The 26,517-nt window shown below is 66.1% G+C and carries 30 protein-coding genes; 13 read left to right on the forward strand and 17 right to left on the reverse strand.

What is annotated here, in order from left to right; genetic code table 11:
* Positions 1-3: 3 nt before the first annotated feature.
* The 9 genes from P0Y64_07700 to P0Y64_07740 are packed head-to-tail and all read right to left on the reverse strand — an operon-like array spanning position 4 to position 9,204.
* Entirely contained in the window at positions 4-654 is a 651-nt protein-coding gene (locus P0Y64_07700) for a flagellar basal body-associated FliL family protein (GenBank protein WEK44658.1), read from the reverse strand.
* Positions 655-671: 17 nt separating this feature from the next.
* Positions 672-2,288, reverse strand: coding sequence for a flagellar hook-length control protein FliK (locus P0Y64_07705; GenBank protein WEK44659.1), 1,617 nt, complete (start codon positions 2,286-2,288; stop codon positions 672-674).
* Between the two features lie 40 nt (positions 2,289-2,328).
* Positions 2,329-2,748, reverse strand: coding sequence for a hypothetical protein (locus P0Y64_07710; GenBank protein WEK44660.1), 420 nt, complete (start codon positions 2,746-2,748; stop codon positions 2,329-2,331).
* A 32-nt stretch (positions 2,749-2,780) separates the two neighbouring features.
* A complete protein-coding gene (locus P0Y64_07715; protein ID WEK44661.1) occupies positions 2,781-4,109 on the reverse strand; it encodes a FliI/YscN family ATPase in 1,329 nt (442 codons plus the stop codon).
* A gap of 7 nt (positions 4,110-4,116) precedes the next feature.
* Positions 4,117-4,869 (reverse strand): FliH/SctL family protein, encoded by a 753-nt coding sequence (locus tag P0Y64_07720; GenBank protein ID WEK44662.1) that lies wholly within the window; start codon positions 4,867-4,869, stop codon positions 4,117-4,119.
* On the reverse strand, positions 4,862-5,869 hold the full coding sequence (fliG, locus tag P0Y64_07725; protein WEK44663.1) for a flagellar motor switch protein FliG: 1,008 nt from the start codon (positions 5,867-5,869) through the stop codon (positions 4,862-4,864). The genes P0Y64_07720 and fliG overlap by 8 nt, the downstream gene beginning before the upstream one ends.
* Positions 5,866-7,581, reverse strand: a complete 1,716-nt coding sequence (gene fliF, locus P0Y64_07730) for a flagellar basal-body MS-ring/collar protein FliF (protein ID WEK44664.1) — start codon at positions 7,579-7,581, stop codon at positions 5,866-5,868. Before fliF ends, fliG begins: the two co-directional genes overlap by 4 nt.
* A gap of 1 nt (position 7,582) precedes the next feature.
* Positions 7,583-7,945, reverse strand: coding sequence for a flagellar hook-basal body complex protein FliE (gene fliE, locus P0Y64_07735; GenBank protein WEK44665.1), 363 nt, complete (start codon positions 7,943-7,945; stop codon positions 7,583-7,585).
* Positions 7,942-9,204 carry a sigma 54-interacting transcriptional regulator gene (locus P0Y64_07740; GenBank protein WEK44666.1) on the reverse strand — a complete coding sequence of 421 codons (1,263 nt, stop codon included), beginning with the start codon at positions 9,202-9,204 and terminating at the stop codon, positions 7,942-7,944. The genes fliE and P0Y64_07740 overlap by 4 nt, the downstream gene beginning before the upstream one ends.
* A 260-nt stretch (positions 9,205-9,464) precedes the next feature.
* On the opposite strand from P0Y64_07740, the gene P0Y64_07745 reads away from it, so the two are divergent.
* Positions 9,465-10,301 carry a flagellin gene (locus tag P0Y64_07745; GenBank protein ID WEK44667.1) on the forward strand — a complete coding sequence of 279 codons (837 nt, stop codon included), beginning with the start codon at positions 9,465-9,467 and terminating at the stop codon, positions 10,299-10,301.
* A 175-nt stretch (positions 10,302-10,476) separates the two neighbouring features.
* Here P0Y64_07745 and P0Y64_07750 read toward each other — a convergent pair whose 3' ends face one another.
* From P0Y64_07750 to P0Y64_07785, 8 genes are all read right to left on the reverse strand, one after another.
* A complete protein-coding gene (locus P0Y64_07750) occupies positions 10,477-11,223 on the reverse strand; it encodes a FliA/WhiG family RNA polymerase sigma factor (protein WEK44668.1) in 747 nt (248 codons plus the stop codon).
* Positions 11,220-13,280 carry a flagellar biosynthesis protein FlhA gene (flhA, locus tag P0Y64_07755; GenBank protein WEK44669.1) on the reverse strand — a complete coding sequence of 687 codons (2,061 nt, stop codon included), beginning with the start codon at positions 13,278-13,280 and terminating at the stop codon, positions 11,220-11,222. Before flhA ends, P0Y64_07750 begins: the two co-directional genes overlap by 4 nt.
* A gap of 6 nt (positions 13,281-13,286) precedes the next feature.
* Positions 13,287-14,138: a lytic transglycosylase domain-containing protein gene (locus P0Y64_07760; GenBank protein WEK44670.1), complete on the reverse strand. Its 852-nt coding sequence runs from the start codon at positions 14,136-14,138 to the stop codon at positions 13,287-13,289.
* 53 nt (positions 14,139-14,191) lie between these two features.
* Positions 14,192-14,506 (reverse strand): flagellar protein FlgN, encoded by a 315-nt coding sequence (locus P0Y64_07765; protein ID WEK44671.1) that lies wholly within the window; start codon positions 14,504-14,506, stop codon positions 14,192-14,194.
* Complete coding sequence (gene flgM / locus P0Y64_07770) at positions 14,493-14,795, reverse strand: flagellar biosynthesis anti-sigma factor FlgM (protein WEK44672.1); 303 nt, start codon at positions 14,793-14,795, stop codon at positions 14,493-14,495. Before flgM ends, P0Y64_07765 begins: the two co-directional genes overlap by 14 nt.
* A 63-nt stretch (positions 14,796-14,858) precedes the next feature.
* Positions 14,859-15,359, reverse strand: coding sequence for a flagella basal body P-ring formation protein FlgA (locus P0Y64_07775; GenBank protein ID WEK44673.1), 501 nt, complete (start codon positions 15,357-15,359; stop codon positions 14,859-14,861).
* A complete protein-coding gene (locus P0Y64_07780; protein ID WEK44674.1) occupies positions 15,356-15,904 on the reverse strand; it encodes a flagellar motor protein MotB in 549 nt (182 codons plus the stop codon). The genes P0Y64_07775 and P0Y64_07780 overlap by 4 nt, the downstream gene beginning before the upstream one ends.
* Positions 15,901-16,575 carry a MotA/TolQ/ExbB proton channel family protein gene (locus P0Y64_07785; protein WEK44675.1) on the reverse strand — a complete coding sequence of 225 codons (675 nt, stop codon included), beginning with the start codon at positions 16,573-16,575 and terminating at the stop codon, positions 15,901-15,903. The genes P0Y64_07780 and P0Y64_07785 overlap by 4 nt, the downstream gene beginning before the upstream one ends.
* A gap of 217 nt (positions 16,576-16,792) precedes the next feature.
* Here P0Y64_07785 and P0Y64_07790 point away from each other — a divergent pair, with 217 nt between their 5' ends.
* From P0Y64_07790 to motA, 12 genes are all read left to right on the forward strand, one after another.
* Positions 16,793-17,137 (forward strand): flagellar basal body protein, encoded by a 345-nt coding sequence (locus P0Y64_07790; protein WEK44676.1) that lies wholly within the window; start codon positions 16,793-16,795, stop codon positions 17,135-17,137.
* A gap of 2 nt (positions 17,138-17,139) precedes the next feature.
* Positions 17,140-17,547, forward strand: coding sequence for a flagellar basal body rod protein FlgC (gene flgC, locus P0Y64_07795; protein WEK44677.1), 408 nt, complete (start codon positions 17,140-17,142; stop codon positions 17,545-17,547).
* Positions 17,548-17,550: 3 nt separating this feature from the next.
* The gene (locus P0Y64_07800) at positions 17,551-18,237 is read left to right on the forward strand and encodes a flagellar hook capping FlgD N-terminal domain-containing protein (protein WEK44678.1); all 687 of its coding nucleotides are present in this window, start codon (positions 17,551-17,553) and stop codon (positions 18,235-18,237) included.
* Between the two features lie 20 nt (positions 18,238-18,257).
* Complete coding sequence (locus P0Y64_07805) at positions 18,258-19,520, forward strand: flagellar hook protein FlgE (protein ID WEK44679.1); 1,263 nt, start codon at positions 18,258-18,260, stop codon at positions 19,518-19,520.
* A 26-nt stretch (positions 19,521-19,546) separates the two neighbouring features.
* Positions 19,547-20,299, forward strand: coding sequence for a flagellar basal body rod protein FlgF (gene flgF, locus P0Y64_07810; GenBank protein WEK44680.1), 753 nt, complete (start codon positions 19,547-19,549; stop codon positions 20,297-20,299).
* Between the two features lie 12 nt (positions 20,300-20,311).
* Entirely contained in the window at positions 20,312-21,100 is a 789-nt protein-coding gene (gene flgG, locus P0Y64_07815; GenBank protein WEK44681.1) for a flagellar basal-body rod protein FlgG, read from the forward strand.
* Positions 21,101-21,117: 17 nt separating this feature from the next.
* Complete coding sequence (locus tag P0Y64_07820) at positions 21,118-21,804, forward strand: flagellar basal body L-ring protein FlgH (protein ID WEK45009.1); 687 nt, start codon at positions 21,118-21,120, stop codon at positions 21,802-21,804.
* The gene (locus tag P0Y64_07825; protein WEK44682.1) at positions 21,804-22,952 is read left to right on the forward strand and encodes a flagellar basal body P-ring protein FlgI; all 1,149 of its coding nucleotides are present in this window, start codon (positions 21,804-21,806) and stop codon (positions 22,950-22,952) included. Before P0Y64_07820 ends, P0Y64_07825 begins: the two co-directional genes overlap by 1 nt.
* Entirely contained in the window at positions 22,949-23,290 is a 342-nt protein-coding gene (locus P0Y64_07830) for a rod-binding protein (protein ID WEK44683.1), read from the forward strand. Before P0Y64_07825 ends, P0Y64_07830 begins: the two co-directional genes overlap by 4 nt.
* Positions 23,290-24,636 carry a flagellar hook-associated protein FlgK gene (gene flgK, locus P0Y64_07835; protein ID WEK44684.1) on the forward strand — a complete coding sequence of 449 codons (1,347 nt, stop codon included), beginning with the start codon at positions 23,290-23,292 and terminating at the stop codon, positions 24,634-24,636. Before P0Y64_07830 ends, flgK begins: the two co-directional genes overlap by 1 nt.
* Positions 24,636-25,526, forward strand: a complete 891-nt coding sequence (locus P0Y64_07840) for a flagellin (protein ID WEK44685.1) — start codon at positions 24,636-24,638, stop codon at positions 25,524-25,526. Before flgK ends, P0Y64_07840 begins: the two co-directional genes overlap by 1 nt.
* Before the next feature lie 125 nt (positions 25,527-25,651).
* Positions 25,652-26,515, forward strand: a complete 864-nt coding sequence (gene motA, locus P0Y64_07845; GenBank protein WEK44686.1) for a flagellar motor stator protein MotA — start codon at positions 25,652-25,654, stop codon at positions 26,513-26,515.
* The last annotated feature ends 2 nt before the right edge of the window (positions 26,516-26,517 follow it).

Genomic DNA, 26,517 nt, shown 5'->3' on the forward strand with positions numbered 1-26,517 from the left:
CAGTCACTGAACAACAAAATTGGTAAAGTAGACGTTACCAACGCCGCCGAATCCTTCCTTTTCCTTAAGAACCTTGTTGATCGCCGCCGCGAGACGCTTCGCCAGCGCCTGTTTGCCTTCGGAGGTGAACACCTGATCCTCACTGGTATCGCCCAATGCCATCAGCACGGCGGAGCGCACCGCGATATCGTTGGTCTTGAGGTTGCGGATGACGGTGTCGTCATATGGCGTGGAGATCGCGATGCCGACCTGGAGGAAGTGGACCGAATCCTGCAGGTTGGCGGTGAAATCCTTCTCCATCGCGTAATAATTGGAGGCATAACGCTCGCCACCCTCGCCCGAGGGCGTGGGCATGCCGTGATCCTCGGCCGCCTTGGCCTCGCCGCCTTCGCCACCCTCGGCGCTCGCGCCGCCATGGCCGCCTTCTTCCTTGCCTTCGCCCGGATGCTTCTGTTCGCTCTTGGGCACGAGGCGGGGGCCGGCGGCTACCGTTTTCGCGCCTTTGCCGCCGATCAGGCCGGAGCCCGCCGCATATAGCCCCGCGCCGATTCCACCGCCGATGAGCACCACCACGCCGACCACCAGCATGATGATCTTCGGCAGCTTGCCCTTTTTCTTGGCCGTCGCTTCAGCCTTGGTTTCGGTATCGCTCATTTCATTGTCCTCGGTAATCAGGCGATGCGATCATCGGTCATGTCGGTATCGTCGGCCTCGGCCGGCGCGCGCTGCGGGGCGGCGGCGGTGGCGGATTGCTGCGTGCGGGGTTGCTGCTGCTGTTGCGGCATGGGTTGCCCGCCGGTGTCGGTGGTGCCGCCGGTCGCGGCGGAAAGCTTCAGCCCGCGTGCTTCGGCGAGCTCGACGAGACGCGGCTGCGCGTCCGCCAGGATCTGCCGCGTTTCCGGCTGATGCGCGACGAGACGGACGGAAACGCCATCACCCTCGCGCTTCAGCGACACGTCGATCTTGCCGAGCGCATCCGGGATCAGGCGGATGCTGCTGTCGTTGGCGTTTGCGGCGTCGCGCAGCGCCTCGATCCGCTGGATCATCTGGTTCGGCCAGCCATCCTGCTTCAGATCGATCGCCGCTTGGCGCGGATCGGCCATAGCGGCGACCGCGTGGAGCGCATTATCGGTGCCAAGCGGAATGCCGACGAGTGCAGGCTGAGGGGCGGCCGCGGCCCGATCATCGGCGGTGGCGCGCTGGATCGCGGCGGCGAAAACCTGCGCGGCGGGCGCGATTCGCGCGAGCGGCGGGGTCGTCGATGCGGACGGCGTGGCCGGGGCGATCGGCAATCCAGCCACGGCCGCACTTGCGGGTGGCTGGGGTAGCGTCGCTGGACGTGGCGGCTCGCCGGGGGTGACCGGCGCGAGTGGCGTGCCCGTTGCGAGCGGCGGCACCGGGACGGATGGGGTGGAGGCCGTCGCGACGTCGGCCCCGAAAGGTGTCGGAGGAGCGGGTTGTGGTGCCGCCGCGACTCCCGCAGTGGCGGGCGGCGCTGCCGCTGGCGCAGGTTGTGGCTCCGGCGGCGTCGATGGCGCGCTGGCGGCAATGATTGTCGGCACGGGCACGCCGCCCGCAGCGACCGCGCCGGTCGGCGTGGCGGCGCTACGCGAAATGATCGCGGGAGAAAATTGCGCGATCGGCGTGGCGATTCGGTCCGCGCTTACGGCTGCCGGGGTGGTGGGCAACGCTGGCGCGATGATAGTCCGCGAGGCGACAGCGTGCACGGACGGCGCGGCACTCGAATCCGCGCCCGCAGCCGGCATGGTGACTATGATAGGCTGCGCGGCGGTATCCTGCGAAATAGCTGCGGGCACGGGCCGCGCGACCGTCGGGTCGGGCGCCGCAGTGGCCGGGCGAGGCAAATCACCAGCCGGCGATTCGGTAGTCATTGTCGGGCGCGTCGCACCCGCCTCGACCGCCGACGCTGGATCGCTAGCCGGTTGAGGGATGGCGGAGAGTGCAAGGATCGCCGGTTCGCGAGTCGCGGACGATGCGTTGGCGGCCGACCCGGCGGTTGTCGCGTCCGGGACAGGGGCGGTCGGCGGCGTGATCGCGATCGCGGGAAGCGCGATCAGCGCCGGGGCAACCCAGGCGAGATCGCCCGCATCCGGCAAATCCTTGCCGGGGGCGGCATCGTCCTGCCGGGCGGGCAGCGTGTCTTCCGTCGTTTCCGGCGTGGGGCCGAGCAGCGCCAGAAACGCCGCGCCCGATGGCGCGACGCCGGGCGGCACCACGGGATTTCCGGGCTTTACGGTGGCTAGCGCCAGGTTTGAAACTGCGGTCATGAGCCCCTGCATCTCGGTGGGTCTGTTCCCCGCCGATCATTCAGCAAGGATCGTGCCGAACCTTTCGCGTCGGCGGCGCATCGCGCAGCTTGCGGATTTCGAGGAGCGCCGCCTCAGTCTCCGCGCGGGCGATCAGTTTCTCCACCGCGCTCTGATCACGCTTTGCCGCGCGGGTCGCTTCGGCGGCGCGCTGAGCCTCCACCTCGGCGGTACGGACGCGGTTGGCGGCGGTTTCGGCGGAACGGTGTAACCGATCGCGATAATATGCCGCGGCGGCGAGCGAGACGCCGGCGGCGCTATCGGCTGTCGGCGCGACATCGGCGGCGAGCCGCGCGATGCGCGAGGACAGCGCGGTTTCATTCGCGTGCGTCTCGCGCATCCGCATTTCCTGCGCCTGTGCCAGCCCCAGTTGCAGCGTCCGCACCCGCAGGACGCGCGTGAGTTTCTTCGCATCAGCCATGATTGAAGCGCGGCATCGCGGCAAAATCAGCGTCAGGCATCGCCGAACACGCCGGTAAGCTCAGCCACCGAATCCTCCAGCGGGATGATCGCGTCGGCATCCTGCCGCACGAATTCCATCACGGCGGGGTGATAGGCGATGGCGGCGTCGATCTCCGGATCGCTACCGTTGCGATAGGCACCCATCAGCACGAGATCGCGATTTTCTTCATAAGTGGCGAGGTGGCGGCGCAGCACGCGCGCGGCATGGAGATGCGCGGGAACGGCAATGTCGGTCATCACCCGGCTCACCGATTTCGACACGTCGATCGCGGGATAGACGGCGCGTTCGGCGAGCTGGCGGCTCAGCACGATATGTCCGTCGAGGATCGAGCGCGCCGAATCGACCACCGGATCGTTGCCGTCGTCGCCATCGGCAAGCACCGTATAGATGGCGGTGATCGATCCGCCCGAGGTCACGTCGGTGCCCGCGCGTTCGATCAGATTGGGCAGCATCGCGATCGCCGACGGCGGATAGCCGCGCGCCGATGCCGGTTCGCCCAGCGCCAGCCCGATCTCGCGCCCGGCGTGCGCGACGCGGGTCAGCGAATCCATGATCAGCAGCACATCCTTGCCCTCGGCACGGAATGCTTCGGCGATCGCGGTGGCGCGCAGCGCGCCGCGAATGCGCAGCACGGGCGAGTGATTGGCGGGCACCGCGACCACGACGCTCTTGGCGCGCGCCTCGCCGGCCACCTTGGTTTCGAGGAAGTCAGCCACTTCGCGGCTGCGTTCGCCGATCAGGCCGATGACGATCACGTCTGCTTTCGCGGCGCGGACCATCATGCCGAGCAGCACCGATTTGCCGACGCCAGAGCCGGCCATGATGCCGATGCGCTGACCCTTGCCGATCGTGAGCAAGCCGTTGATCGCGCGGACGCCGACATCGAGCGGCTGGAGAACACGTCCGCGATCGAGCGGCGATTGCAGCTTGCCCGCGAGCGGCCACGCACCGGCCCCGCGAATCGCGCCGAGCCCGTCGATCGGGCGACCCGCGCCGTCCACCACGCGGCCGAGCAGCGCCTTGCCCACCTCCGCCTCGCCGGGAGGGCCGATCGGGCGCACCGGCGCATGAGGGAGCAGCGGCGCCGGGCCGCCGAGATTCATCAACAGGGTGCGGCCGTTGCGAAAACCAATCACCTCGGCCTCGACCGACGCGGTGCGCTCGCCGACCTGGCAAACGGTGCCGACCGGCAGATTGAGCCCGATCGCTTCCATCAGCAGCCCGTCGAAAGAGGCGAGCCGCCCCGATACTTTCGGCGTCGGATGGAAATCACCGGGGGCCAGTGCCGCCAGATAATCGTCGGTGAAGCTGTTTAGCATCGCCGCGTCAGTCGATCGGCGGGGCGAACGCCGGCACCGCGACCTTGTCGAGCGTCCGGGTAAGCTGTTCGAGCCACAGCTCGGGGCCGTCCTCCACAATCGTCGATGCAGCTTCCAGCACGAAGCTGCCCCGCGCAATTTCGGCGTCGCTCATTGGTGCGATCGTCGCGGGGAGATGCCCGGCGACCAGCGCCATATCGGCGGGGTTGACGCGCAGCACCGCGCTTTCGGTGGCATCGGCGATCAGATCGCGTGCGGCATTGACGCGTGCGCCGAGCAACTCGCCCGAGACGCCCGTCTCGCCCACGATCCGCGTCACCAGATGCAACACCGTCTGGCGCAGGTTGCGCGCCAGCCGCTCGCGGTCGATCCGTGCATCCGAGCGCAGTGCCTCGACCAGCCGGGCGAGCATCGCGCGATCGCGCTCCGCCGCATCGCCCTGTTCGGCGCGGGCGGCGGCGAGGCCCTGATCATAACCGGCCTGCCGCGCGACCTCGACCGGATCGACGAACGGTGCCGGCTCGGCATCGGGCTCGATCGGGTCCCAATGATCGTCCGGCATCACATCGTTATTGGCGGGGGCGTAGCTGCAAGGCTGGCGCGGATTGGGCACGCCACCGAACGCATGTTCGATCCGATCGATGAGATCGGCCGGCGCGAAGCCAGCCGGACGCTCCGAAAGCACGCGGCGCAACCGCACCGCCGCATCATTGTGGCGCGCGGACAGGCCGGCGACGAAATCGCGTGCCGGCTCAGACATAATCGTCCTCGCCCGCGCCCATCATGATCGTGCCGTCCTTCGCCAGATTGCGGGCGATCTGGATGATCGCCTTCTGCGCCTCCAGCACCTCGCTGAGCTTCATCGGGCCACGTGCCTCCATCTCGTCGCGGATGCCGTCGGCGGCGCGCGCCGACATGCAGCCGAGGAAGCGCGTGCGCGCCGCTTCGTCCACGCCCTTGAGCGCGCGGGTGAGGATGTCGCCATCGATATTGCGGATCAGCGTGCCGAGATTCTTGTCGTCCATGTCGAGCAGGTTGTCGAAGACGAACATCGCCTCCTCGATCGCCTTGGCGGTTTCCTTGTCGAGCTTGAACAGTTTCGGCATCACGCGCTGCTCGGTCGCCTTGCGCGCGCTTTGCAGGATCTTCGCCGCCTCGCGCGTGCCGCCGAGCTGCACCTGCGTGCCCTGCTGTTTCGAAGCGCTGCGATTGGCGAGCATCGTCCGCAAAGTGTCCACCGCTTCGGGCGTGATCGGGCCGAGCTTGGCGATGCGATGCAGGATTTCCGGCTGCACCATGCTCGGCAACAATTCGAGCACCTGGCTGCCCACCGACGGATCGAGATTGGCGATCAGCACGGCGGCGATCTGCGGATGTTCCTTCTCTATCATCGCGGCGATCTCGGTAGCGTCCAGCCAGTCGAGCAGATCGATACCGCATGCCGCTTCCGGCGGGGTGATGCGGGCCAGTACGCTGTCGGCCTTTTCAGGCCCGAGCGCGCGGTGCATCACCGCCTCGATCTTCGGGCGCGGGTCGAAGGTGATGCCGGTGCGTTCGCGCGCCCGATCGACGAAATCGTCGAGCACGTCCTCCACCTCAACCTCGCTGACGTCGGCGACGGTGAACATCGCCTTGCCGAGCTGGCGCACCTCATCGGGTTCGAGCTTCTGGAGGATGGCGGCAGCCTCCTCCTCGCCGACGAGCATCATCAGCACGGCGGCGCGCTCTATACCGCTAAAGCTGCGGACGATGGCGTTCACCGTGCGTCAGCCTTGATCATGTCGCGCACCGCGAGCGCCGCGCGGGCCGGATTGTCGCGCGTGAAGCCGCGCACCGCGCCGATCCGCTCCTCATAACCCCGTGCCCGATCGAGATCCTCGATCCCGACCGGATCAGTTACCTGGATGCCGGCGACCGCGTTTTCGCCGCCTTCACCGATTTCGCCACTGCCTTCACCGCTGGCGCTGCCCATCGGTGCGCCGAGAGTCGCGCGCGGCCCGTCGCTGGGTTCCTCGCGCTTCTTCATCAGCCCTTTGACCAGCGGGCGGACGCCCAGCAGCAGCACGAGCAGCGCGATCACGATCGCGGTCAGGTTGCGCGCGATCACCGGCAGCCAGCTGTTGTCATACCATTTCGGGCCACTCGCGGCCGTCGTGGCATCGGCGAACTTCTTGCTGATGACCGTCACATTGTCGTTGCGCGTCGCATCGAATCCGACCGCCGATTTCACCAGATCGGTGATCTGCCCCACCTCCATCGCGGTGCGGCGACCTTTTTCGGGTTCGCGCAGCAAGACGGCGACCGACAGGCGCTTGATGCCGCCCGGTGCGGCGCGCGTGACCGAGACTTCCTTGCCCAGATCGTAAGCGCGCTGGAACTGATCGGATTGCTTGTTGGCATCGGGCGCGGGGCCACCCGCCACCGGCGACGGGGCAGGGGTGGGCTGAGCGCCGGTCGCCGGCTGCGCCTTCTGGAGCGTGCTGGCGGGCGGCGGCGTGTTGCTGAGCGCACCGGGGATGCCGCCGGGCATCGGCGATCCGTTGGGCGCCTGATTGCCCGTCCAATTGCCGGCTTCGGCGCGCAACGCGCCCTGCTTATCATAGCTTTCGCGGGTCGCCTGCGTTTCGTCCAGATTGACGTCGGCCTGTACCTCGGCGGTGAAATTCCCCGCGCCGACCAGCGGCGTGAGCAATTGCACGAGCTGCTGGCGATATTTGTCCTCAAGCTGGCGCTGCACGCGGATGCGCTGCTCGCTGCCATTCCCGTCCTGGCCGCCGGATTTGGACAGCAGGCCGCCCATCTGATCGACGACGGTGACGTTGTCGGGCTTCATCCCCGGCACCGATGAGGCGACGAGGTTGATGATCGAGCCGACCTGCGCGTCGCTGAGCGAGCGCCCCGGTTGCAGCTTCAGCACGACGGAGGCGGATGGCGCCGCATTGTCGCGTACGAACACGCTCGATTCGGGCATCGCGAGGTGAACGCGGGCCTCTGCCACCGTGTCGATTTCCTGAATCGAGCGGGCGAGTTCGGTCTCACGCGCCTGACGCAGCCGTTCGCCCTCCACAGCGCGCGATACGCCCATCGGCAGTTGATCCAGGATCGCATAGCCGGCGGGCGTCGCTTTCGGCAGACCCTGACTCGCCAGCAGCATCCGCGCGCGGGCAAAATCGTCTTCCGCCACGGTGATCGAATCGGTGCCGCTATCGACTCGGCTCTTGATGTTCGCCGCCGTGAGCGCGGAGGTTACCGCCGCTTTGTCGCTGTCGGCCAATCCGGCGAACAGTGTCTTCTGCGGCGGGCTCGACAGCATCGCCCAGGCGAGCGCCGCGGCACCGACCAGCCCGATCAGCAATGCCATCGGTCCGGCGCGACGCACCGCGGGCTGCGCGAGCATCCCTTGGATTTGTCGCAGCGGATTGGCGAACCGTTCTGGGATCACCGGATTTGTGGGAGCGAGTGCGTTGGCCATATTACACCGGCATGCTCATGATGTCCTTATAGGCGGACAGGATCTTGTTGCGGACTTGCAGCGTCGCTTCGAAGCCGACCGAGGCTTCCTGACGGGCGAGCATCACCTTGGCGATATCGACCGTTTCGCCACGCTCATAAGCTTCTGAAAGCGCGGACGCTTTCTGCTGCGTGTCGTTCACCTTGGAGAGCGCGGTCTCCATCGACTGTGCGAAATTCGCGCCCTGCGCCGCACCGGAAACGTTCGCGGGTTTCGCCGCGCCGACCGCGTTGCTCGCGCTCGAAAGAGCGGCATTGCGTTCGAGGATCTGCGCGCGGAGCGCCATCACCCGATCGATGCCGCCGAGGCTGTCGATGCCGCTCATGCCGAAGCTACCCTGCTATGCGGAGCCGCGATATCCTCGCCCTGCTCGCGGGCGCGGGCCAGACGATAACGCAGCGTGCGTTCGGAAATGCCGAGTCGCCGCGCGGTTTCGATGCGGCTGCCGTTGCAGGCTTGCAGCGTCTCGCGGATCGCGGTGAACTCGGAAAGCTGCACCACCTTGCCCAGCGTCGCGGGCTCGTCACCGATGCTGCGCGGTGCGGCGGCCGGGCGGTCGAACAGGATGTGGCTCGCGTCGATCGTGTCACCGCTGGCGAACAACAGGGCGCGCTGGATAACGTTTTCCAGCTCGCGGACGTTGCCCGGCCAGTCATGCGCCGCAAGTGCCGCGATCGCCTCGGCCGTTGGCCATGGCACGGTCGCGCGGTTGCGTGCGTGGCGCAGAATCATCGTCGCGGCGAGCGCCGGAATGTCCTGCGGGCGCTCCGACAGCGCCTTGGTGGCGAGCGGAAATACCGACAGGCGATAGTACAAGTCGGCGCGGAAACGGCCCTCCGCCACCTCCGTCTGGAGATCGCGGTTGGCGCAGGCGATGACGCGCACGTCGACCGCCACGGGGTGAGTCGCGCCGATCGGCACAACCTCGCGCTCCTGCAGTACGCGCAATAGCTTCGACTGCAGCGCGAGCGGCATTTCGGCGATTTCGTCGAGTAGGATCGTCCCGCCATGCGCTGCGCGGAAAAAGCCTTCGCCGCCGGATGAGGCACCGGTGAAGGCGCCCTTCTGGTGGCCGAACAGCATCGCTTCCAGCATGGTTTCGGGGAGGGCGGCGCAGTTGATCGCGATGAACGGGCCGTCGCGACGCACCGAATTGAGATGGATCGTCCGCGCCAACACTTCCTTGCCGGTGCCGGTGGGCCCGTTGATGAGCACGGTAATGTCGGCCTCCGCGACTCGCTCGGCCAGCGCGAACAGCGCGAGGCTTTCCGGGTCGGCGGCGGTGGGGGCGTCTGCGCCAGCGATCAGCGCGCGGGCGAAAGCATTGCCGACCACCGCATCCTCACGGCCGAAGGTGATTCGCGCCGGGGCGCCGTCCCGCGCCGGAACGACCGCACGCGCGCCCTCACCGAGCACCACGGTACGCGCGGGCGCCGGAGTCGGTTCGCCGGGCGCGGCAAGCCACGTCATGGCGGCGGTGGCACGGGCGCCAGGGCCCTCAACGGTGAAACCCTGGGCGCGCAGCGACGAGACGAGCGCAACATGGCGTTCGGCAACTGCCGCGGACGGAACGATCGAGCGCATTTTCCCCCTCTTTTCTGTGAGACCGGAATGAGGGAAAAAGGTTAACGGCAAGTATAGGAAATTGCCGGCCGGCAGATTTTTTCCGGGCGCGCGCGTGCGTATATGGGCGTGGGTGATCGCGCGTGCTGACGCCGGCAAAATCCGCAATTTTTTACATCGACCGCTAAATCGCGCCGCCGACCGGCCGTTTCGAGTGATGACGGCCCGGCCATCCGCACTTCGGGGGGCGGCGGACCCGTCAGACAAGACGGAGAACAAACATGACGGTTATCGCAACCAACACCGCCGCGATGCGCGCCACCGCGGCTTCGAACACCGCCAACAGCGCCCTGTCGGAGGCGATGAATCGCCTGTCGACCGGCAAGCGCATCAATTCGGCCAAGGACGATGCCGCCGGCCTCGCCATCGCCGCGTCGATGACCTCGCAGATCCGTGGCATGAGCCAGGGCATCCGCAACGCCAACGACGGCATTTCGATGGCGCAGACCGCTGAAGGCGCGCTCGACGAAGTGACCAACATGCTGCAGCGCATGCGCGAACTCGGTGTGCAGGCCGGCAACGATACCTATTCGACCGAAGACAAGAAGAACATCGCCGCCGAGCAGAAGGCGCTGGCCACGCAGATCGATTCGGTGCTGAAGAACACCACGTTCAACGGCCAGACGCTGTTCGACGCCAAGGCCGGTGCGGCGGGCGACGGCAAGGTCACGATCCAGGCGGGCGCCAACGCCGCCGATACCGTGACGCTTGATCTGTCCACGGACCTGACTGCGGCCGCCGGCAAGACCACCACGGTCACCGCCGCAGCGAGCGCCACCACGCCGATCACGGATCTGAAGCAGTTCGACGATGCGATCGCCGAAATTGCGAACACTCGCGCTGGCCTTGGCGCGTCGCAGAACCAGCTCGAATCGGCGGTCAACAACCTGACCTCGAACGTCAACAACCTGTCCGACGCAAAGAGCCGGATCGAAGACGCTGACTTTTCGACCGAATCGACGAACCTCGCCAAGGCGCAGATCCTTGCACAGGCCTCGACCGCGATGCTCGCTCAGGCGAACCAGTCGCAGCAGGGCGTGATGAAGCTGCTCCAGTAAGCGCGAGATCGGCTTCGGCACCGCCCCCCCCAAGGGTGTCGGAGCCGATTGCGAACCCCGGCAGCCGATAAGGCGGCCGGGGTTTTCATTTGTCCGCGCGGGATCGCCGGTGGTGAACGAAAAATGGCGGCCACCGCGGATCGCGGGGCCGCCATTGCTTTCTCTCTGCGTGGTGTCAGCGCGGTGCGAGCGCTTTCTTCAGCCGGGCATGCGCTGCGGCCTTGATCTGGCAGACGCGCGCGGCGCCCACGCCGATCACCTGGCCGATTTCCTCAAGGTTCAGTTCCTCGACGTGATAAAGATGGATCACCGTCTTTTCACGATCGGGCAGCGCTTCGATCGCGGCGATCAACAGATCGCGCACCTCGCCCTCGGCAAGCTGATCGAACGCATTGGGCTCGTCGCTGGCGAACCAGGGCTGATCGTCGGCATAAACTTCGTCGATCGGATCGAAGCGCACCGCCTCTGCGGTGACATAATCGCTGCGCAGCTTTTCCATCGTCACGCCCAGTCGTTCGGCGGTTTCGCTATCGCTCGGCGTGCGGCCCAACTCGTTCGAGAGTTGCGCGGTCACGCGGCGATAGTCGCGCCGGCGACGGATCGCACCGCGCGTCATGGCGGCATGACGTCGCAGTTCGTCGATCATCGCGCCACGCAGCCGCGTCGCGAGATATTGCTTGAACGTCACCTGCCCGCGATCCTCGAACCCGGCGACCGCCTCCACCAGTGCGACGAGGCCGACCTGCACGAGATCCTCCACCTCCACCGCCGTCGATAGGCTGCCGTGGACATGCCACGCCAGCCGCCGGACCAGCGGCAGATGCTCACGCACGAGTGCGCTTTCGTCCGTCGCGCGCGCGCGCGGACTATAAGTGAGCGGGGTGGCATTCGCGAATGCGTCGCGATGCGGCTCGGCGCTCATGCGGGAAGTGCCTCTGGCGCGCCGATCACGGCGACAACCTCGACGGCCTTGTCTTCCGGTACTTCGAAGAAGCTCATGACAGGGGTATCCGGCAGCACGGTTTTGACGAGTTTACGGATCGCGATGCGGATCGCGGGCTGGACGACCAGCGCGAACGGCTTCGCTTCATTGACCAGTGGTTGCGCCGCGCGTTGCAGCGCATCGACGATGCGGCGCCCGAGATCGGGCTCGATTACGTGGCGGCGCGACGGATCGCCGCGCATCGCCTGGCCGAGCAATCCTTCGAGCTGACCTTCCAGCGTCATCACGCGCAGCGGCTCGCGCACGCCGCACAATTTCTGGATGATCAGCGGGCCAAGCTCGGGGCGGATCAGCTCGACGATCTCCTCGGCGTCCTGGGTCTTTTGCGCGACCACCGCGATCGCCCCGGCGATGCGGCGGAATTCCTTGAGCGATAGGCCCTCGGCAAGCAGGCTCTTGAGCACCGTCGTCAGCGTCGTCAGCGGCAACGGTTGCGGCGAGAGCGAGGCGACGAGCTGCGGATTGCGCTCCTTCAGGCCATCGAGCAACGCCTGCACCTCGTCCGCGCTCAACAGGTCGGCGGCATTCGCGCCGAGCACATGGTTAAGATGCGTCGCGATGACGGTGCCTGAATCGACCACCAGATAGCCACCGCCGGTCGCGGCATCGGCATCGCCGGGGGCGATCCACGTCGCGTCGAGCCCGAAGGTGGGGTCTTTCGCCTTTTTGCCGTGAAGCTCGCCGAAGCCGGTGCCGGTATCGAGCGCGAGCATCTCGTCGGGCGACACCTGATCCTCGCCCAGCACCACGCCGCCGACCAGCAGGCGATAGGTGTAGGGCGCGAGGTTGATATCGTCGCGCACCTTCACCTGCGGCACGACGAAGCCGAGTTCCTTGGAGAGCTGGCGGCGCACCCCGGTGATGCGCGACATCAGCGGGCTGCCCTTGCGTTCGTCGACCAGCGGAACCAGCCCGTAGCCGATATCGAGGTTGACCATCATGCCATCGGTCACCTCATCCCAGCTGATGCGGGATTGATCGACCGGCTCGGCCTTCACTTCCGCGACGGGGGCGGGGCGCGTGGAAATCTGGCGCAGCTTCCACGCAGTGAAACCGGCGATGGCGGCGGCGGGCAGGATCACCATGTGCGGCATACCGGGCAGGATGCCGAGCAGCCCGAGGATCGCGGCGACCGGCGCCCAGGTCCGCCACGAGCCGAACTGGCTGCCGATCTGGCCGGCGAGATCCTTTTCGGACGAGACGCGAGTAACGATCGCGGCGGCGGCGATCGAGAGCATCAGGCTGGGGAGCTGCGCCACCAGCGCGTCGCCGATCGCGAGCAGGGTGTAGCCCTTGGCCGCCGCGCCGATCGACATGCCATGGCTGACGGGGCCGAGGATCAGGCCGCCGATGATATTCGCCGCGAGGATAAGGATCGCCGCGATCGCGTCGCCCTTCACGAATTTCGACGAACCGTCCATCGATCCGTAGAAATCCGCCTCGGTCGACACCTCGACGCGGCGCGCCTTGGCTTCGTCCGGCGTGATCAGGCCGGCGTTGAGATCGGCGTCGATCGCCATCTGCTTGCCGGGCAATGCATCGAGCGTGAAACGCGCCGACACTTCGGAGACGCGGCCGGCGCCCTTGGTCACCACGATCAGGTTGATGATCATCAGGATCGCGAAGACGAAGATACCGACGACATAATCGCCGCCGATCAGGAAGGTGCCGAACGCCTCGATCACATGGCCGGCCGCCGCCTCGCCCTCATGCCCATGGACCAGCACGACGCGGGTCGAGGCGACGTTGAGGCCAAGGCGGAATAGGGTGGCGAACAGCAGGACGGTGGGGAAGGAGGAGAAGTCGAGTGGCTTCTGCGCGTTCAGCGCCACCATCAGCACCGCGAGGCTGATCGCGATATTGGCGACGAAGAAAACGTCGAGCAGCGCCGCCGGGATCGGCACGACCAGCACGACCATGAGCAGCAGGATCGCCAGTGGGAGCGCCGCGCCGCGCACGCTGGTGAGGAACTTCATCTGGCCTTAGCCCCCCATCTTCGCGAGCATCAGATAGGCCAGTCGCGCGGTATCCGGCGTCGGGCGCATCAGGCTGGCCGTTTGCGCTTGGCCCGATCGTGCGCTGAGCGCGTTGCTCGCCCAGGCTAGCGCGTCGGTCGCGGTCTGGTACGCGCCGGTGATGACGGTCGCTCCGTCCATGTCGAGCGCCTGCGCCGCGAATTGCATGGACGGCAAATTATTGCCGGTGTTGCCGGCATTGCCGGCGCCATTGCCAAGCTTGCTCGCGAAACGCTGATAGACTTCCGACAGCGATCGCGCGCTGCCGTCGCTATCGTAGAACACCCCGCGATTGGCGCGCGCGGCGGCCGGGAACATGTTGGCGGCGGTGGCATCGGGATTGTTCTGCATCCCGTTCAGGAAGCGGCGCGCACCGCCCAGCCCCAGGAAATGCGCCATATAGAGATCGGTGCCGTTGGCGGTGCGCCCGGTTGAGCTTTCCAGCGCGTCCTTATTGTCGGAGGCGTGCTCGGCGGCCATCGCGGAGGCGATCTCCGGATCGTTGCGCAGCGCGAGAATCGCCTGTTTCGTGGCCGGATCGTTCACCGTCATGCGGCCGGAAGCGTTGCGGCCGATCGCATCTGCGGCCCAGCCGAGACCATATTCGCTGCCGTGGCGCTTCATCACCGACAGCCAGCTCTGATCGACGAATTGATACAGGCCGGATGCGGAGGAGGTCGTGGCGCGCGCGTTGGCGTTCAGGCCGCTTTCGACCTTGGCCTGACCCATCAGATAGTCGAAATCGATCCCCGTACGCGCCGCCGCCCGCTGAATCGCGGACTGTATGCGGCCGACGTTCGTGATAGCGTTGACGGTCATTTGCTGCGTTCGGTCCCCTGTTCAGGGATAACGCAGCAATAATTGTGCCAGAATTATGCGTAGGCGACGACCGGCCCGCGACTATAAGCGTTGCCACCCTCGCCGGACAGCATCTGCAACCGGCGGCGGACATTGGCGGCCATCAGGTTGACGTAGATGCGGCAAGTGTCGTTGAGGCGATCCGCCTCGCTTGCCAGTTCGCGCAATTCGGGGCCGGCGGGGCCATCGCCCAGCGCCCGGAGCGTTTCGATGGCGTTAAGTTTCTCGGCCGTCGCGCGTTCGAGCCCGGCGATATCGTTCGCCTTCAGCGCCGCGATCTCGGCATGGAGCGTGTCGATCACGCGGATCAGCGCGTCACGCCTTGTCATTCGCCATCCAGTCGTAGCGCAGCGCGATCAGCTGGTCGGCGAGCGTCGCGGGAGAAAGCGGGAAAGTGCCGTTGGCCAGCGCATCCTTGATCCGCTGCACGCGATTTGAATCGACGGGTGGGGTGGCCGCGAGCCGCGACGCGAGTGTCTGCGACTGCAGGTTCGAGTTCACCGCCGCGTCGGGCTGGTTCGAAACCGCCGGAACCGCGCTGGTATTTTGCACGCGCACGATCGGCGCGACCGGAAGGTCGCTTGTCGTGACTGGCCTTGCACCGATCGAATCCACCATGTCCGCACCTTTCCGGTTTCGCTGACATGGGGCTAAACGACCGTCGCCGGAAAAGTTTTAGCATTATTGTTCGGCCCAGCCCGGAAGGGTGGCGCGACCGGCCTCGACCGCGACCGCCTGTACCGGCGCCTTCGCGTTTTCGACCTTCACCATCAGCCGCTCGCCGGGGGCGGCATCGGCCATCGCAATGCCATCGCGGGTGATCGAAAAGCCATCCGATCCGGCCTCGATCGTCAGCGGGTCGCCGCGCTTGATCACCTTTTCCGCGACGCGTGCGACGGCACCGGCGGCGGGAGCGGGGATGACTGTGGTGCGTGCCGGCATCACGACCGGTACGAAGATGCGCCATTCCGGCCCGGTGCAGGAAACGACCACCGCGTCATGCGCATCGGTGCGCCACGCCATCGATACCGTGGGGCATTGCGCGAGGCGCAGGCGCGGATCGATCGTCGCGCGCGGGCCGCCTTCCTGCCCGATCGCGCGCCCGGTGAAGGCGGCGATTCCGCGATCGAGCGCGGCGATATCCTGGAACGAGGCGGCGGCGAGAAGAGCGAGAGCGATCATCGGGAGTTTCCTTCGCCCGCGAAAGCGAACGTGACGGTGACCTGGCGGTGGCCCGGTCGATTAGTGGTGGTGACGAGGATGCGGCCGGGCGCGACATGCCCCAGCGCGGCGGCGACCGCGCGGGCGCGATCGGTGGCGAGCACCACGGCGCTTCCGGTCGCGGCATCGACGTCGGCGGGGGAGCCATCGCTGCTCCCCGTGACGGTGAGCGCGATACGCGGATCGCGCGCCGCCTCGGTCGCCCAGGCGATCAGCGCATCGGGTGACGCGGGCAAAGCGGCGCTTCCGGGCGCGAATCCCGGCATCGCATTGGCGGCGAGCGGCATCGGCAACGGCGCTCGTGCGGCCGGGTCGGGGGTCGCAGCGCTGCCGCCGAAGCCTTCGCGCAACCCGTCAGCAAGCTGGCGCGGATCAAGCTGGTGGTTCGCCTGCAACAGCACGAAGAAGCCGATCAGCAGCAGCGCCAGATCGGCGAGCGTGATCAGCCACAGCGGGCGTGCGGGGGCTGCCACGGGAAATTCGTCGAACGCGGTGTCGTCGGTCACGATACGTCCTCCCGCATGGGGGAGAAGCTGACGGGGCCGACGGGATTGCGCGGCGCCTCGCGCGCGGCGAGCGCGGCGAGCGGCGCCTCCAGCCGGGCGCGCTCGAACGCCTCGATGCGCGCGGCGGCGCGGAGCCGGGTGGCGATCGGCATCGCGACGAGATTGGCGATCAGCGCGCCATAAAGCGTAGCGAGGAGTGCCACTGCCATCGCCTGCCCGATCGCGCGCGGATCGCTCATCTGCGTGAACATCGCGACCAGCCCGACAAGCGTACCGACCATGCCCATCGCGGGCGCGACTTCTGCCATTCCGGTCCACACGTCGGCGGCGGCGGCGTGCCGCTCGATTCGCGCGCGACGGCGGTGGCGCAACTCGCGCGTGATCCCTTCCGCGCCCTCGCCGTCGACGATCAGCGCGATCGCGGTGGCGACATCGCTGTCGACGATCACCGAGCGATCGAGCGCGATCGTGCCGTGGCGTCGCGCGATGCGCGACAAAGCGTTCACCTGTTCCAGCAGCGGCTCGGCGGAGAAATCTCGGCGTGGCAGCGTGATCAGCGCGTGCAGCGCACGCGTCAGATCGGCGGACCGTGTGCGCAGCATCGCCGCGACGATCGTGCCGCCGCCGACGATGATCGCCGCATAAGGATCAAGGAACGTGCCGGGGGTCATGCGCCTGTCATTGCAAGGGGCGGGCCAATTGCGCGGTCGCGTCAATCGATCGCCACGCGTTTGCCGGATCGCCGCGGCAGTGCGGCAAGCGTTGCCGGCCGCCCGGCAAGATCTTGCCGTTTGGCGTGGCGCCACTGGCTCCGTTGCGGCGGTATCGGCAATTGGCACGCGCCTTGCTGATCTTCTCGCGCACATTCCCGTGCAGGAGACCCGGCCGATGGCCAGCGACACGTTGTTCGGAGTTCACGGATCAGCCCTGGAGGTGCGCTCGCAGCGCATGGGGTTGCTCGCGTCGAACATCGCCAACGCCTCCACCCCCAATTTCAAGGCGCGCGATGTCAATTTCCATCAGGCGCTGTCGGCCGTCGAGCAGACCGGCGCCGGCGGCTTTGATGCGAGCGTCAAATATCGCGTGCCGCTGCAAACCTCGATGGACGGCAACACCGTCGATCTGAGTCAGGAGCAGACCGCCTTTGCCGAAAACGCCGTCCAGTATCAGACGACGCTTTCCTTTCTGAACGGGCGGATCAGCCAGATCACCCGCGCGCTGAGAGGAGAATAAGCATGGCCACGCCGATGACGATCTTCCAGGTCGCGGGGCGTGCGATGTCCGCGCAGCTCGTGCGGATGAACACCACCGCGTCGAATCTCGCCAATGCCGGCGGGGTCTCCGGGTCGGAGGACACAGCCTATCGCACGATCAAGCCGGTGTTCCGCACCAGCTTCGACAAGGCGTCCGGCATGTCCACCGTCGATGTCGAGCAGGTCGTGACCGCCGGCGGCACGCCGACCAAGCGTTACGATCCGACCAACCCGATCGCGGACAAGGACGGCAATATCTACGAGGCCGCCGTCGATGAGACCCGTGAGCTGGTCGACATGATGGAAACGGCTCGCAGCTACCAGAACAACGTCGAGGTGATGAACACCGCCAAGTCGTTGATCCTCGACACCATCAAGATGGGGCGCTGATAAATGACCGCTAGCACCTTCGATTCGACGCTCGCGTCGCTCGGCATCAACCGAACCACGAGCAACACCGCGACCAGCAACACGACCAGTGGTTCGACCACGCTCGGTCAAAGCGACTTCCTGAAGCTGATGACCGCGCAGATGCAGAACCAGGATCCGTTCGCGCCGGTCGACAACACCCAGATGGTCGCGCAGATGGCGCAATTCTCCTCGCTCGCCGGCATCACCGATATGTCGACGACGCTGAAGGCGATTTCCGACAAGCTGGGTGCGACCACCACCGCGGATGCCGTCAGCTATATCGGCAAAACGGTGCTGGTGCCCGGCAGCACGGCCTATGGCCGCACCTCCGGCGGCCTCACTGGCGGGGTAGAGCTGAGTGGCGATGCCACCAACGTCAACGTGACCATCTCCGACCAGAACGGGCAGGTGCTGAAGACGATGAAGCTCGGCGCCCATGCCAAGGGCACCGCGCTCTATGACTGGGACGGCACGACCGATCAGGGCGCCGATGCCGGAACCGGCCCGTTCACCGTCACCGTCACCGCCCAGAACAGCGGGGTCACCATTCCATCCACCGGGCTCGTCTGGGCGCCGGTGCAATCGGTGTCGACCACCAGCGGCAAGGCGATGCTCTCGCTTCCCGGCATCGGTGATGTCGACGCTTCCACCGTCCGCCAGATCGGCTGAGTTTAACAGGAGTAATCCAGATGTCCTTCTACACCTCGCTCACCGGCCTTCAGGCGGCGCAGACCGATCTGTCGGTAATCAGCCACAATCTGGCCAACGTCGCCACCAACGGTTTCAAGAAGTCGCGCAGTGAATTCGCCGACGTGATCGCCAGCAACGTCTCCACCTCGCCCACCTCGATGGTCGGCTCGGGCGTGACGGTGAAGGGCAACGTCCAGCAATTCGGGCAGGGCAGCTTCATCCAGTCGACCAACGTGCTCGATCTCGCGATTTCGGGCGACGGGTTCTTCGCGGTCAAGACCAACCCCGATTCCTCGAAGGTCAATTTCACCCGCAACGGCGGCTTCAGCGTCGATGCCAACCACAATGTGGTGGATGGGAACGGCGGCTATCTGCAGGTCTATCCGGTGGACGGCTCGGGCGCGGTGGTTGCCAGCGGACTTGATTCGACGGTGTCACTCAACCTGCCGGCCACCAGCGGCGTCGCGGTGCCCACGGGCAACGTCAAATATACCATGAACCTCTCGTCGAGCGCCGGCATTCCGGCGACCGCGACGTTCGATCGCTTCGATCCGTCGAGCTATAACAATTCGACCTCGAGCACGGTGTACGATGGCAACGGCAATGCCGTGACCATGACCACCTATTTCCGGCGCGAGACGACGCCGGATGCGGCGGGCAACACCACCTGGTCGGCCTATAGCTTCATCGGCGATCAGGCGCTGCAATCGGGCGGTTCCGGCGCGGTGACGATGACGTTCGACAGCAGCGGCCAGCTCACCTCGGGCAATTCGACGACGTTCGATCCGGTCACCCCGGCGGGCGCGAGCGTGGCGCAGACCGTGAAGCTCGATTTCAACGCTGGTACCACGCAGGTCGCATCGCCCTTCAACGTCAGCGCGCGTTCGCAGGACGGCACCTCGGTCGGCCAGCTCGAAGGCGTGACGATCGATGAGGGCGGCCTGGTCAAGGCGAGCTACTCGAACGGCGACATCGTCAATCTCGGCAAGGTGGCCGTGGTCAACTTCGCCAATCCCGCCGGGCTGCGACAGGTCGGTTCGAGCTATTGGACGGCGACGGGTCTGTCGGGCGCCGCGATGGCGGGTTCCGCCGGCGAGAACGGCTTCGGCACGCTGATGACCGGCACGATCGAGCGCTCGAACGTCGATATCACCGAGGAACTGGTCAATCTGATCGCGGCACAGCGCAATTTCCAGGCGAATTCCAAGGCGCTCGATACCGCGAACCAGATTTCGCAGACGATCTTCAACATCCGGTCGTGATCGCGAAAGACGGGCGGGAGGCGTAAATGGATAAATTGGTCTATACGGCGGCGACGGGGCTCAGGGCGCATATGCAGGCCCAGGCCGCGATCGCCAACAATATGGCCAACGCCTCCACCACCGGCTTTCGTGCGGATCGGGTCGTGTTCGATCAGATCCAGATGCGGGGCGGCGGCGCGGAGCTGATGGCACGCTCGCCCACCTCGTCCGAAGTTACCGATGCGGATCGCTCGCAGGGCACGCTGATCTCCACCGGGCGTAGCCTCGACGTGGCGGTTTCGGGCCGTAACGACTGGATCGCGGTACAGGCGCCGGAAGGCGGCGAGGCGTATACGCGGCGCGGCGACCTGTCGGTTTCGGCATCGGGCACGTTGCAGACCGGCGACGGGTTTCTGGTGATGGGCCAGGGCGGCCCGATCACCATCCCGCCGTATAACTCGCTCTCGATCGGCGCGGACGGCTCGATCTCGATCGTCGCGCAGGGCGATGCCAGCGGCAAGCCCGAGGTGATCGACAAGATCAAGCTCGTCTCCGACAACGGCGCCAATACCGTGAAGGGGGTGGATAATCTGCTCCATGTTCGCGGCGGCGGCGCGCTGCCGGAAAATCTCGATGCGCAGGTCGTTTCCGGCACGCTCGAGGGATCGAACGTCAACATGACGCAGGCGCTGGTCGACATGATCGAGAACCAGCGCAGCTACGAAGTGCAGGCCAACCTGCTCAAGAACGCCAAAGACATGGATGAGGGCGCTGCGTCGATCATGCGCCTTCCAGCCTGAGGAAACTGAACGATGACCACCGCCGCCATGCATATCGCGCGCACCGGGCTCGATGCCCAGGACATGCGCATGCGCGTCATCTCGAACAATCTCGCGAACGTGAACACCACCGCGTTCAAGCGCGATCGCGCCGCCTTCGCGACATTGGGATATCAGACGGTCACCGCGCCGGGCGCGCAATCGACCCAGTCGACGCAATATGCCACCGGGCTCAATCTCGGCACCGGCGTGCGCATTCAGGGCACCGCGCGGATGGATACGGCGGGATCGCTCAACACCACGGGCAACAGCCTCGATCTCGCGATCGACGGCGACGGTTATTTCCAGGTGCAGATGCCCGGCGGCCAGCTTGGCTATACCCGCGCGGGCAATTTCTCGCGCTCGCCCGAAGGGCTGCTCGTCACGAGTGACGGCTATCAGGTGATGCCGGGGATCACCGTGCCGGAAGGCGCGACCTCGATCACGATCGGCACCGACGGCACCGTCTCCGCCACGCTGCCGAGCCAGACCAACGCGCAGACGCTGGGGCAGATCCAGGTCGCGAACTTCCCCAATGCGGCGGGTTTGCAGAGCGCCGGGGACAATTACGTCAAGGAAACCGCCGCATCGGGCGCCGCCAACATGGGCGTGCCTGGCGAGGACGGACGCGGCACCGTGCGACAGGGCATGCTGGAGGCATCGAACGTCAACGTCGTCGAGGAGCTCGTCGACATGATCGAGACGCAGCGCGCCTATGAGGTCAATTCCAAGATGATCTCGGCCACCGACGACATGCTCAAATACGTCAACCAGAACCTCTGATGCCGGGATCGGACATGATGCGCGCTTCACTTTCCTTCGTCGGCCTCGCGGTCGCGCTGGCCGCGATCTCGCCGGCCGATGCCAAGCTGTTCGCCAAGAAGGGCCCGACGGAGGATTTCTCCGCCGCCCGTCTTGCGCCGATGGCCCAACCCGAAGCCGCCGCGCAGCCCAACGGCTCGATTTTCCAGGTATCCGGCGGCTATGCGGCGTTGCACGAGGGATGGCGCGCGCGTCGTGTCGGCGATCCGCTGACGATCGTGCTGGTCGAGCGCACCGCCGCGTCCAAATCCGCGTCGTCGAAGCTCGATTCGGGTGGCGGCTTCGGCCTCACCCCGCCGACCACCGGCCCGCTTTCGCTGTTCAAGTCGACCGACGCCTCGGCGAGCGGCACGCGCAATTTCAAGGGCACCGGCACGACCGATCAGGCCAATTCGCTCACCGGCGCGATTTCGGTGACGGTGGCGCAGGTTTTCCCCAATGGCACGATGCTGGTGCAGGGGCAGAAACACGTCACGCTCAACCGCGGTGACGAGGTCGTCCAGATCAAGGGCATCGTCCGCATCGCGGATATCGATCTCGACAATAACGTGCTGTCGACCCGCGTGGCCGACGCGCAGATCGCTTACACCGGCAAGGGCGACGTCGCCCGCGCCAGCCGTCAGGGCTGGCTGAGCCGCTTCTTCCAGGTGGTGAGTCCGTTCTGATGACCAGCCTCGCTTTTCCCTCGCTTTCCGTGCGCCGCGCCAGCCATGGCGGCTGGTGGCTCGCGTTGATCGCGCTCCTTGTCGCGATCCTGTCGGCCAATCCGGCCGGCGCCGATCGCATCAAGGATCTCGGCGGCTTTCAGGGCATCCGCTCCAACCAGCTGACGGGTTACGGCATCGTCGTCGGCCTGCCCGGCACGGGGGACGACAATCTGGAATTCACCGTGCAATCGGTGAAGGCGGTGGCCTCGCGCTTCGGCCTCCAATTGCCGTCGAACGTCAATCCGGGCCTGAAGAACGCGGCGGTGGTGATGATCACCGCCGAACTGCCCGCCTTCGCCAAGCCCGGTCAGCGGATCGACATCACCGTCGCTTCGGTCGGCAAGGCGAAATCGCTGCGCGGCGGCGCGCTGGTGCTGACCCCGCTGCTCGGCGCGGACGGGCAGGTCTATGCGATGGCGCAGGGCAATCTGGCGGTCGGCGGGCTGGGCGCGGAGGGCAAGGACGGATCGCAGATTGTCGTCAACATCCCCTCCACCGGGCGCATCCCCGAGGGCGCGACCGTCGAACGCGCGGTCGCCACCGGTTTCGATCAGACGCCGACGCTCACCTTCAACCTGGCGCGCGCTGATTTCACCACCGCCCAGAACGTCGCGGCGGTGATCAACCAGCGCCTCGGCTTCGGCACCGCGCAGGCGACCGACGCGGTATCCGTCTCGGTGCGCGCGCCGGCCGGCGCCGATGTGCGTGCGACGCTGATGTCCACGATCGAGAACCTCGATGTGGTCGCCGCCGAGCCGTCCGCGAAAGTAATTGTTAATGCCCGGACGGGAACGGTCGTTATAAACTCTGCGGTTCGGGTGGGTCCGGCCGCGGTGACGCATGGCAAGCTGACCGTGCGCATCGATGAAAGCCAGCGGATCAGCCAGCCTGCTCCGTTCAGCCAGGGCCAGACCGCGACGCAGCAGAAGTCGCGCCTCGCCGTCGATGAGGAGCACCGTCCGATGTTCTTGCTCGCGCCGGGGCCGAAGCTGGCCGACGTGGTGAAGGCGGTGAACGCGATCGGCGCGTCGCCGGCCGATCTGGTCGCCATTCTCGAGGCGCTGAAGGAAGCGGGCGCGCTGAAGGCGGAGCTGATCGTGCTATGACCGACAATATCGCCAGCGCCGTCGCCAAGACGCAGATCACGGGCGCGACCGGGCTTGATACCGGCCTGTCGCGGACCGCCTCGAAAGAGAATCTCGCCAAGGCCGGGCAGCAGTTCGAATCGGTGTTCACCGGCATGATGCTGAAATCGATGAGGGCGGCGAAGCTCGCCGATCCGCTGTTCGACAGCAAGGCGCTCGATACATTCCGCGACATGCAGGATCAAAAGGTCGTGCAGCAGATGGCGCAACACGCGCCGATCGGCATCGGCAAGGCGATGACCGATTTCCTCGCGCGGTCGCAACCCGATCTTAACCATGGCGCGTCCACGGACAGCTGATGGCCGACCTGCTCTCCATCGGCGCTTCGGGCGTGCGCACGTATCAGACGGCGCTTTCGACGGTGTCGGAGAACATCGCGAACGTCGGCAATACGTCTTACGCGCGGCGCTCGATCACCGTGAAGGAGGTCGCTGCGCCGGCGGGGCTGCTCACCGCCGCCTCGGCGATGAACGGCTATGGTTCGATCGCGGCGGGCGTGAATCGCGCGTCGGACATGTTCAAATCCGCTGCGGTGCGCGCATCCGGCGCGGATCTCGCGCGGACACAGGCGGGATCGGTATGGCTCGATCGCATCCAGTCCGCGCTGACCGGGCCTGATCTCTCCACCAGCCTGACCAGCTTCTTCAATGCCGCCAAGGCGGTTGCCGCCGATCCGGGATCGAGCGCGCCGCGTGCGACGATGCTCGAAAATGCCACCACCGTCGCCGGCGCTTTCGCCGCGACCGGCAATGCGCTGGCACAGGTGACCGCCGATCTCGACGCGACCGCCGATCAGGCGACCGCCAGCCTCAACGCGCTCGCCACATCGCTTGCGAAGGTGAATGAGGGGCTGGGCCGCGTCGGCGCCAACAGCGCGCAGTCCGCTGCTCTGTCCGACCAGCGTGACGCGATCCTCGATCAGATGAGCGCGCTGGTCGATGTCAACGTGACGTTCGATGCGGCGGGCCGCGCTTCCGTCCGCGCGGGTGGTTCAGGCGGCCCGCTGCTCGTCTCGGGCAATGACGCCGCAACCGTCACTTATGCGCGCAACGCATCCGGCACGGTATCCTTCGCGGTGCAACGCAACGGCGATTATGCCACGCTCGTGCCGAATGGCGGGGCGCTGGGCGGCATCGTAGATGGTGCGCAGCGCATCGCCGACACGCGCGATCAGCTCAACAATCTCGCGACCAGTTTCGTCAACGGGGTCAACGCCCTTCAGGCGCAGGGCCGCGATCTCAACAACAATGCCGGCCAGCCGATGTTCGCCGTCGGCGCTGCGCCGACCGACATATCGCTCGCGCTCACCGATCCCTCGGGCATCGCGGCGGCGGCGGTTGGCGGCGGCACGCGCGACAACAGCAATATTCTTCAGTTCGAAAGCCTGCGCACCACCGGCGGGTTCGAGAACAAGGTGACGACGATCATCTCCTCGAACGCCGCTGCGCTGCAAAGCCGCAGCACCGTGGCTGCCGCGCAGACCGCGATCCACGATGGCGCGATTTCGGCGCGCGACGCGGTATCGGGCGTCGATCTCGATACCGAGGCGGTCGATCTGCTGCGGTTTCAACAAGCCTATTCCGCGTCGAGCCGCATCATTCAGGTGGCGCGGGACACGTTCCAGTCGATTCTGGATATTCGCTGATGACAATCGCACCTTCCACCAATCTGTTCTATGATCGCTCGGCGTCGTCGATGAGTTCGCTCACCGCGCAGATCGCCCGTGCCAACCAGCAGATTACCGCGCAGACGAACATCCTCGCGCCGTCCGACAACAGCGTCGCGTGGCAGCGTTTGCAGGATTTGTCGCGCGCCGATGCCAATGACGCGGCATATACCGGGAACGTGTCGATCGCGAAATCGGTGCTCGCGCAATCGGATACCGCGCTCGGCCAGATCGGTGACCAGCTACAGCAGGTGTCGACGCTGCTCGTCCAGGCGGCAAGCGGCACGATCACGCCGTCGGGCAAGGCCGCGATCGCCAGCCAGCTTTCCGACATCCTGACCACGATCGTCACCACAGCAAACGCCAACGATATTCGCGGCGGACCGCTTTTCGGCGGCAGCGCCGGTGGAATGGCGGTGGTGCAGAACAGCGATGGATCGCTCAGCTTCGGCACCGGCGAGGCGGCGTCGATCCCGATCGGCGACGGCCAGTCGGTCCAGTCGAGCAACAACGCCGCGGGCTTCCTGAAGACCGACACGAGCGATCTTGGGACCGCGATCGCTGCGATTATGGCTGCGCTCAACACCAATACCGACATTCCCGCCAGCGCTACCGATACGCTGAAGAAAGTGTCGGATCAGGTGATCGGAACACAGGCGTCGGTCGGCGCGCGCGCCGCGCGAGTCGATATCGTCGCGGGGCAGATCGAAAGCGCGAAGATCGATCGTTCGGCGGCACGCACTGACGTCGACGGATTCGATTATTCGACCGCGATCACCGAATTGCAAAAGACGATGACCGTGCTGCAGGCGACGCAGGCGAGCTTTTCCAAGCTCTCCGGCATGTCGCTGTTCGATTATCTGCGCTGAGCCTGGGGCATGGCGTCCAATCGGTTTGTCGGCAGCGGCCAATTAAAAACAACGGTGGTTAACCGGATGGCGACGAACGCGCGGTAACCACGGCTCAGGTGTTCGTTTGCCCGGGGGGTTTTTCGATGTTTCCGGCCATTGGCCTTGTTGTTCTCCTCGGCATGGTTTTCGGTGGTTTCGCCATCACGGGCGGCGCGCTGGGGCCGGTCTTCGAAGCTATTCCGCACGAGATGCTGATCATCGGCGGCGCCGCAGCCGGCGCGCTGATCATCGGCAATTCGGGCAAGGAACTGAAGGCGATGGGCGGGGGCCTGGGCAAGGTTTTCAAGGGCCCTAAATATAAGAAGCAGGATTATCTCGATACGATCTTCCTCGTGTCGAAGCTGATGAAGATGCTGCGGATGGAAGGCCCGATCGCGCTGGAGCCGCATGTCGAGGATCCGAAATCTTCGGCAGTTTTTGCCGAATATCCGCGCCTTCTCGCCGATCATACGCTCGTCAATCTGATTGCGGACACGCTGCGGCTTGTCGTCGTCTCCTCCGGCACGCTCGACGTGCACGCGGTGGAGGAGGTGATGGATAACAGCATCAAGACCCACCATCATGAGGTTGAAGGGCCGCAACACACGCTCAGCAGCCTGGCCGACGCGCTTCCCGCGCTCGGCATCGTCGCGGCGGTGCTCGGCATCGTGAAGACGATGGGGTCGATCGACAAGCCGCCGTCGATCCTCGGTGCGATGATCGGCTCGGCGCTGGTCGGCACCTTCATGGGCGTGTTGCTCGCTTATGGCATCGTCAATCCGCTCGCCAACCGGCTGAAACAGGTGATCGAGGCGGATGCCGCGATCTATAATGTGGTGAAGCAGATCATTATCGCGTCGCTCCACGGCCACCCGCAGCCGCTGGTGATCGAGGCTGCGCGCTCCGGCATCGCGCACAAGAACCAGCCCGGCTTCGCCGAGGTGTTCGACGGGCTCAGGGGTAGGTAACG

This window comes from Candidatus Sphingomonas colombiensis, assembly GCA_029202845.1.
In the GTDB taxonomy this organism is placed as follows: Bacteria; Pseudomonadota; Alphaproteobacteria; order Sphingomonadales; family Sphingomonadaceae; genus Sphingomonas; species Sphingomonas colombiensis.

Excerpts from the sequence above, each read along its gene's own strand:
- flgG (WEK44681.1), top strand. The coding sequence starts at position 20,312 with ATGACCACCGCCGCCATGCATATCGCGCGCACCGGGCTCGATGCCCAG.
- P0Y64_07775 (WEK44673.1), bottom strand. The coding sequence starts at position 15,359 with ATGATCGCTCTCGCTCTTCTCGCCGCCGCCTCGTTCCAGGATATCGCC.
- flgM (WEK44672.1), bottom strand. The coding sequence starts at position 14,795 with ATGGTGGATTCGATCGGTGCAAGGCCAGTCACGACAAGCGACCTTCCG.
- fliF (WEK44664.1), bottom strand. The coding sequence starts at position 7,581 with ATGGCCAACGCACTCGCTCCCACAAATCCGGTGATCCCAGAACGGTTC.
- P0Y64_07800 (WEK44678.1), top strand. The coding sequence starts at position 17,551 with ATGACCGCTAGCACCTTCGATTCGACGCTCGCGTCGCTCGGCATCAAC.
- P0Y64_07830 (WEK44683.1), top strand. The coding sequence starts at position 22,949 with ATGACCGACAATATCGCCAGCGCCGTCGCCAAGACGCAGATCACGGGC.
- P0Y64_07825 (WEK44682.1), top strand. The coding sequence starts at position 21,804 with ATGACCAGCCTCGCTTTTCCCTCGCTTTCCGTGCGCCGCGCCAGCCAT.
- motA (WEK44686.1), top strand. The coding sequence starts at position 25,652 with ATGTTTCCGGCCATTGGCCTTGTTGTTCTCCTCGGCATGGTTTTCGGT.
- P0Y64_07820 (WEK45009.1), top strand. The coding sequence starts at position 21,118 with ATGCGCGCTTCACTTTCCTTCGTCGGCCTCGCGGTCGCGCTGGCCGCG.
- P0Y64_07710 (WEK44660.1), bottom strand. The coding sequence starts at position 2,748 with ATGGCTGATGCGAAGAAACTCACGCGCGTCCTGCGGGTGCGGACGCTG.
- P0Y64_07765 (WEK44671.1), bottom strand. The coding sequence starts at position 14,506 with ATGACAAGGCGTGACGCGCTGATCCGCGTGATCGACACGCTCCATGCC.
- fliE (WEK44665.1), bottom strand. The coding sequence starts at position 7,945 with ATGAGCGGCATCGACAGCCTCGGCGGCATCGATCGGGTGATGGCGCTC.
- flhA (WEK44669.1), bottom strand. The coding sequence starts at position 13,280 with ATGAAGTTCCTCACCAGCGTGCGCGGCGCGGCGCTCCCACTGGCGATC.
- P0Y64_07790 (WEK44676.1), top strand. The coding sequence starts at position 16,793 with ATGGCCAGCGACACGTTGTTCGGAGTTCACGGATCAGCCCTGGAGGTG.
- flgC (WEK44677.1), top strand. The coding sequence starts at position 17,140 with ATGGCCACGCCGATGACGATCTTCCAGGTCGCGGGGCGTGCGATGTCC.
- P0Y64_07715 (WEK44661.1), bottom strand. The coding sequence starts at position 4,109 with ATGCTAAACAGCTTCACCGACGATTATCTGGCGGCACTGGCCCCCGGT.
- P0Y64_07805 (WEK44679.1), top strand. The coding sequence starts at position 18,258 with ATGTCCTTCTACACCTCGCTCACCGGCCTTCAGGCGGCGCAGACCGAT.
- P0Y64_07740 (WEK44666.1), bottom strand. The coding sequence starts at position 9,204 with ATGCGCTCGATCGTTCCGTCCGCGGCAGTTGCCGAACGCCATGTTGCG.
- P0Y64_07700 (WEK44658.1), bottom strand. The coding sequence starts at position 654 with ATGAGCGATACCGAAACCAAGGCTGAAGCGACGGCCAAGAAAAAGGGC.
- P0Y64_07760 (WEK44670.1), bottom strand. The coding sequence starts at position 14,138 with ATGACCGTCAACGCTATCACGAACGTCGGCCGCATACAGTCCGCGATT.
- P0Y64_07750 (WEK44668.1), bottom strand. The coding sequence starts at position 11,223 with ATGAGCGCCGAGCCGCATCGCGACGCATTCGCGAATGCCACCCCGCTC.
- P0Y64_07840 (WEK44685.1), top strand. The coding sequence starts at position 24,636 with ATGACAATCGCACCTTCCACCAATCTGTTCTATGATCGCTCGGCGTCG.
- flgK (WEK44684.1), top strand. The coding sequence starts at position 23,290 with ATGGCCGACCTGCTCTCCATCGGCGCTTCGGGCGTGCGCACGTATCAG.
- flgF (WEK44680.1), top strand. The coding sequence starts at position 19,547 with ATGGATAAATTGGTCTATACGGCGGCGACGGGGCTCAGGGCGCATATG.
- P0Y64_07745 (WEK44667.1), top strand. The coding sequence starts at position 9,465 with ATGACGGTTATCGCAACCAACACCGCCGCGATGCGCGCCACCGCGGCT.
- P0Y64_07705 (WEK44659.1), bottom strand. The coding sequence starts at position 2,288 with ATGACCGCAGTTTCAAACCTGGCGCTAGCCACCGTAAAGCCCGGAAAT.
- P0Y64_07720 (WEK44662.1), bottom strand. The coding sequence starts at position 4,869 with ATGTCTGAGCCGGCACGCGATTTCGTCGCCGGCCTGTCCGCGCGCCAC.
- P0Y64_07785 (WEK44675.1), bottom strand. The coding sequence starts at position 16,575 with ATGACCCCCGGCACGTTCCTTGATCCTTATGCGGCGATCATCGTCGGC.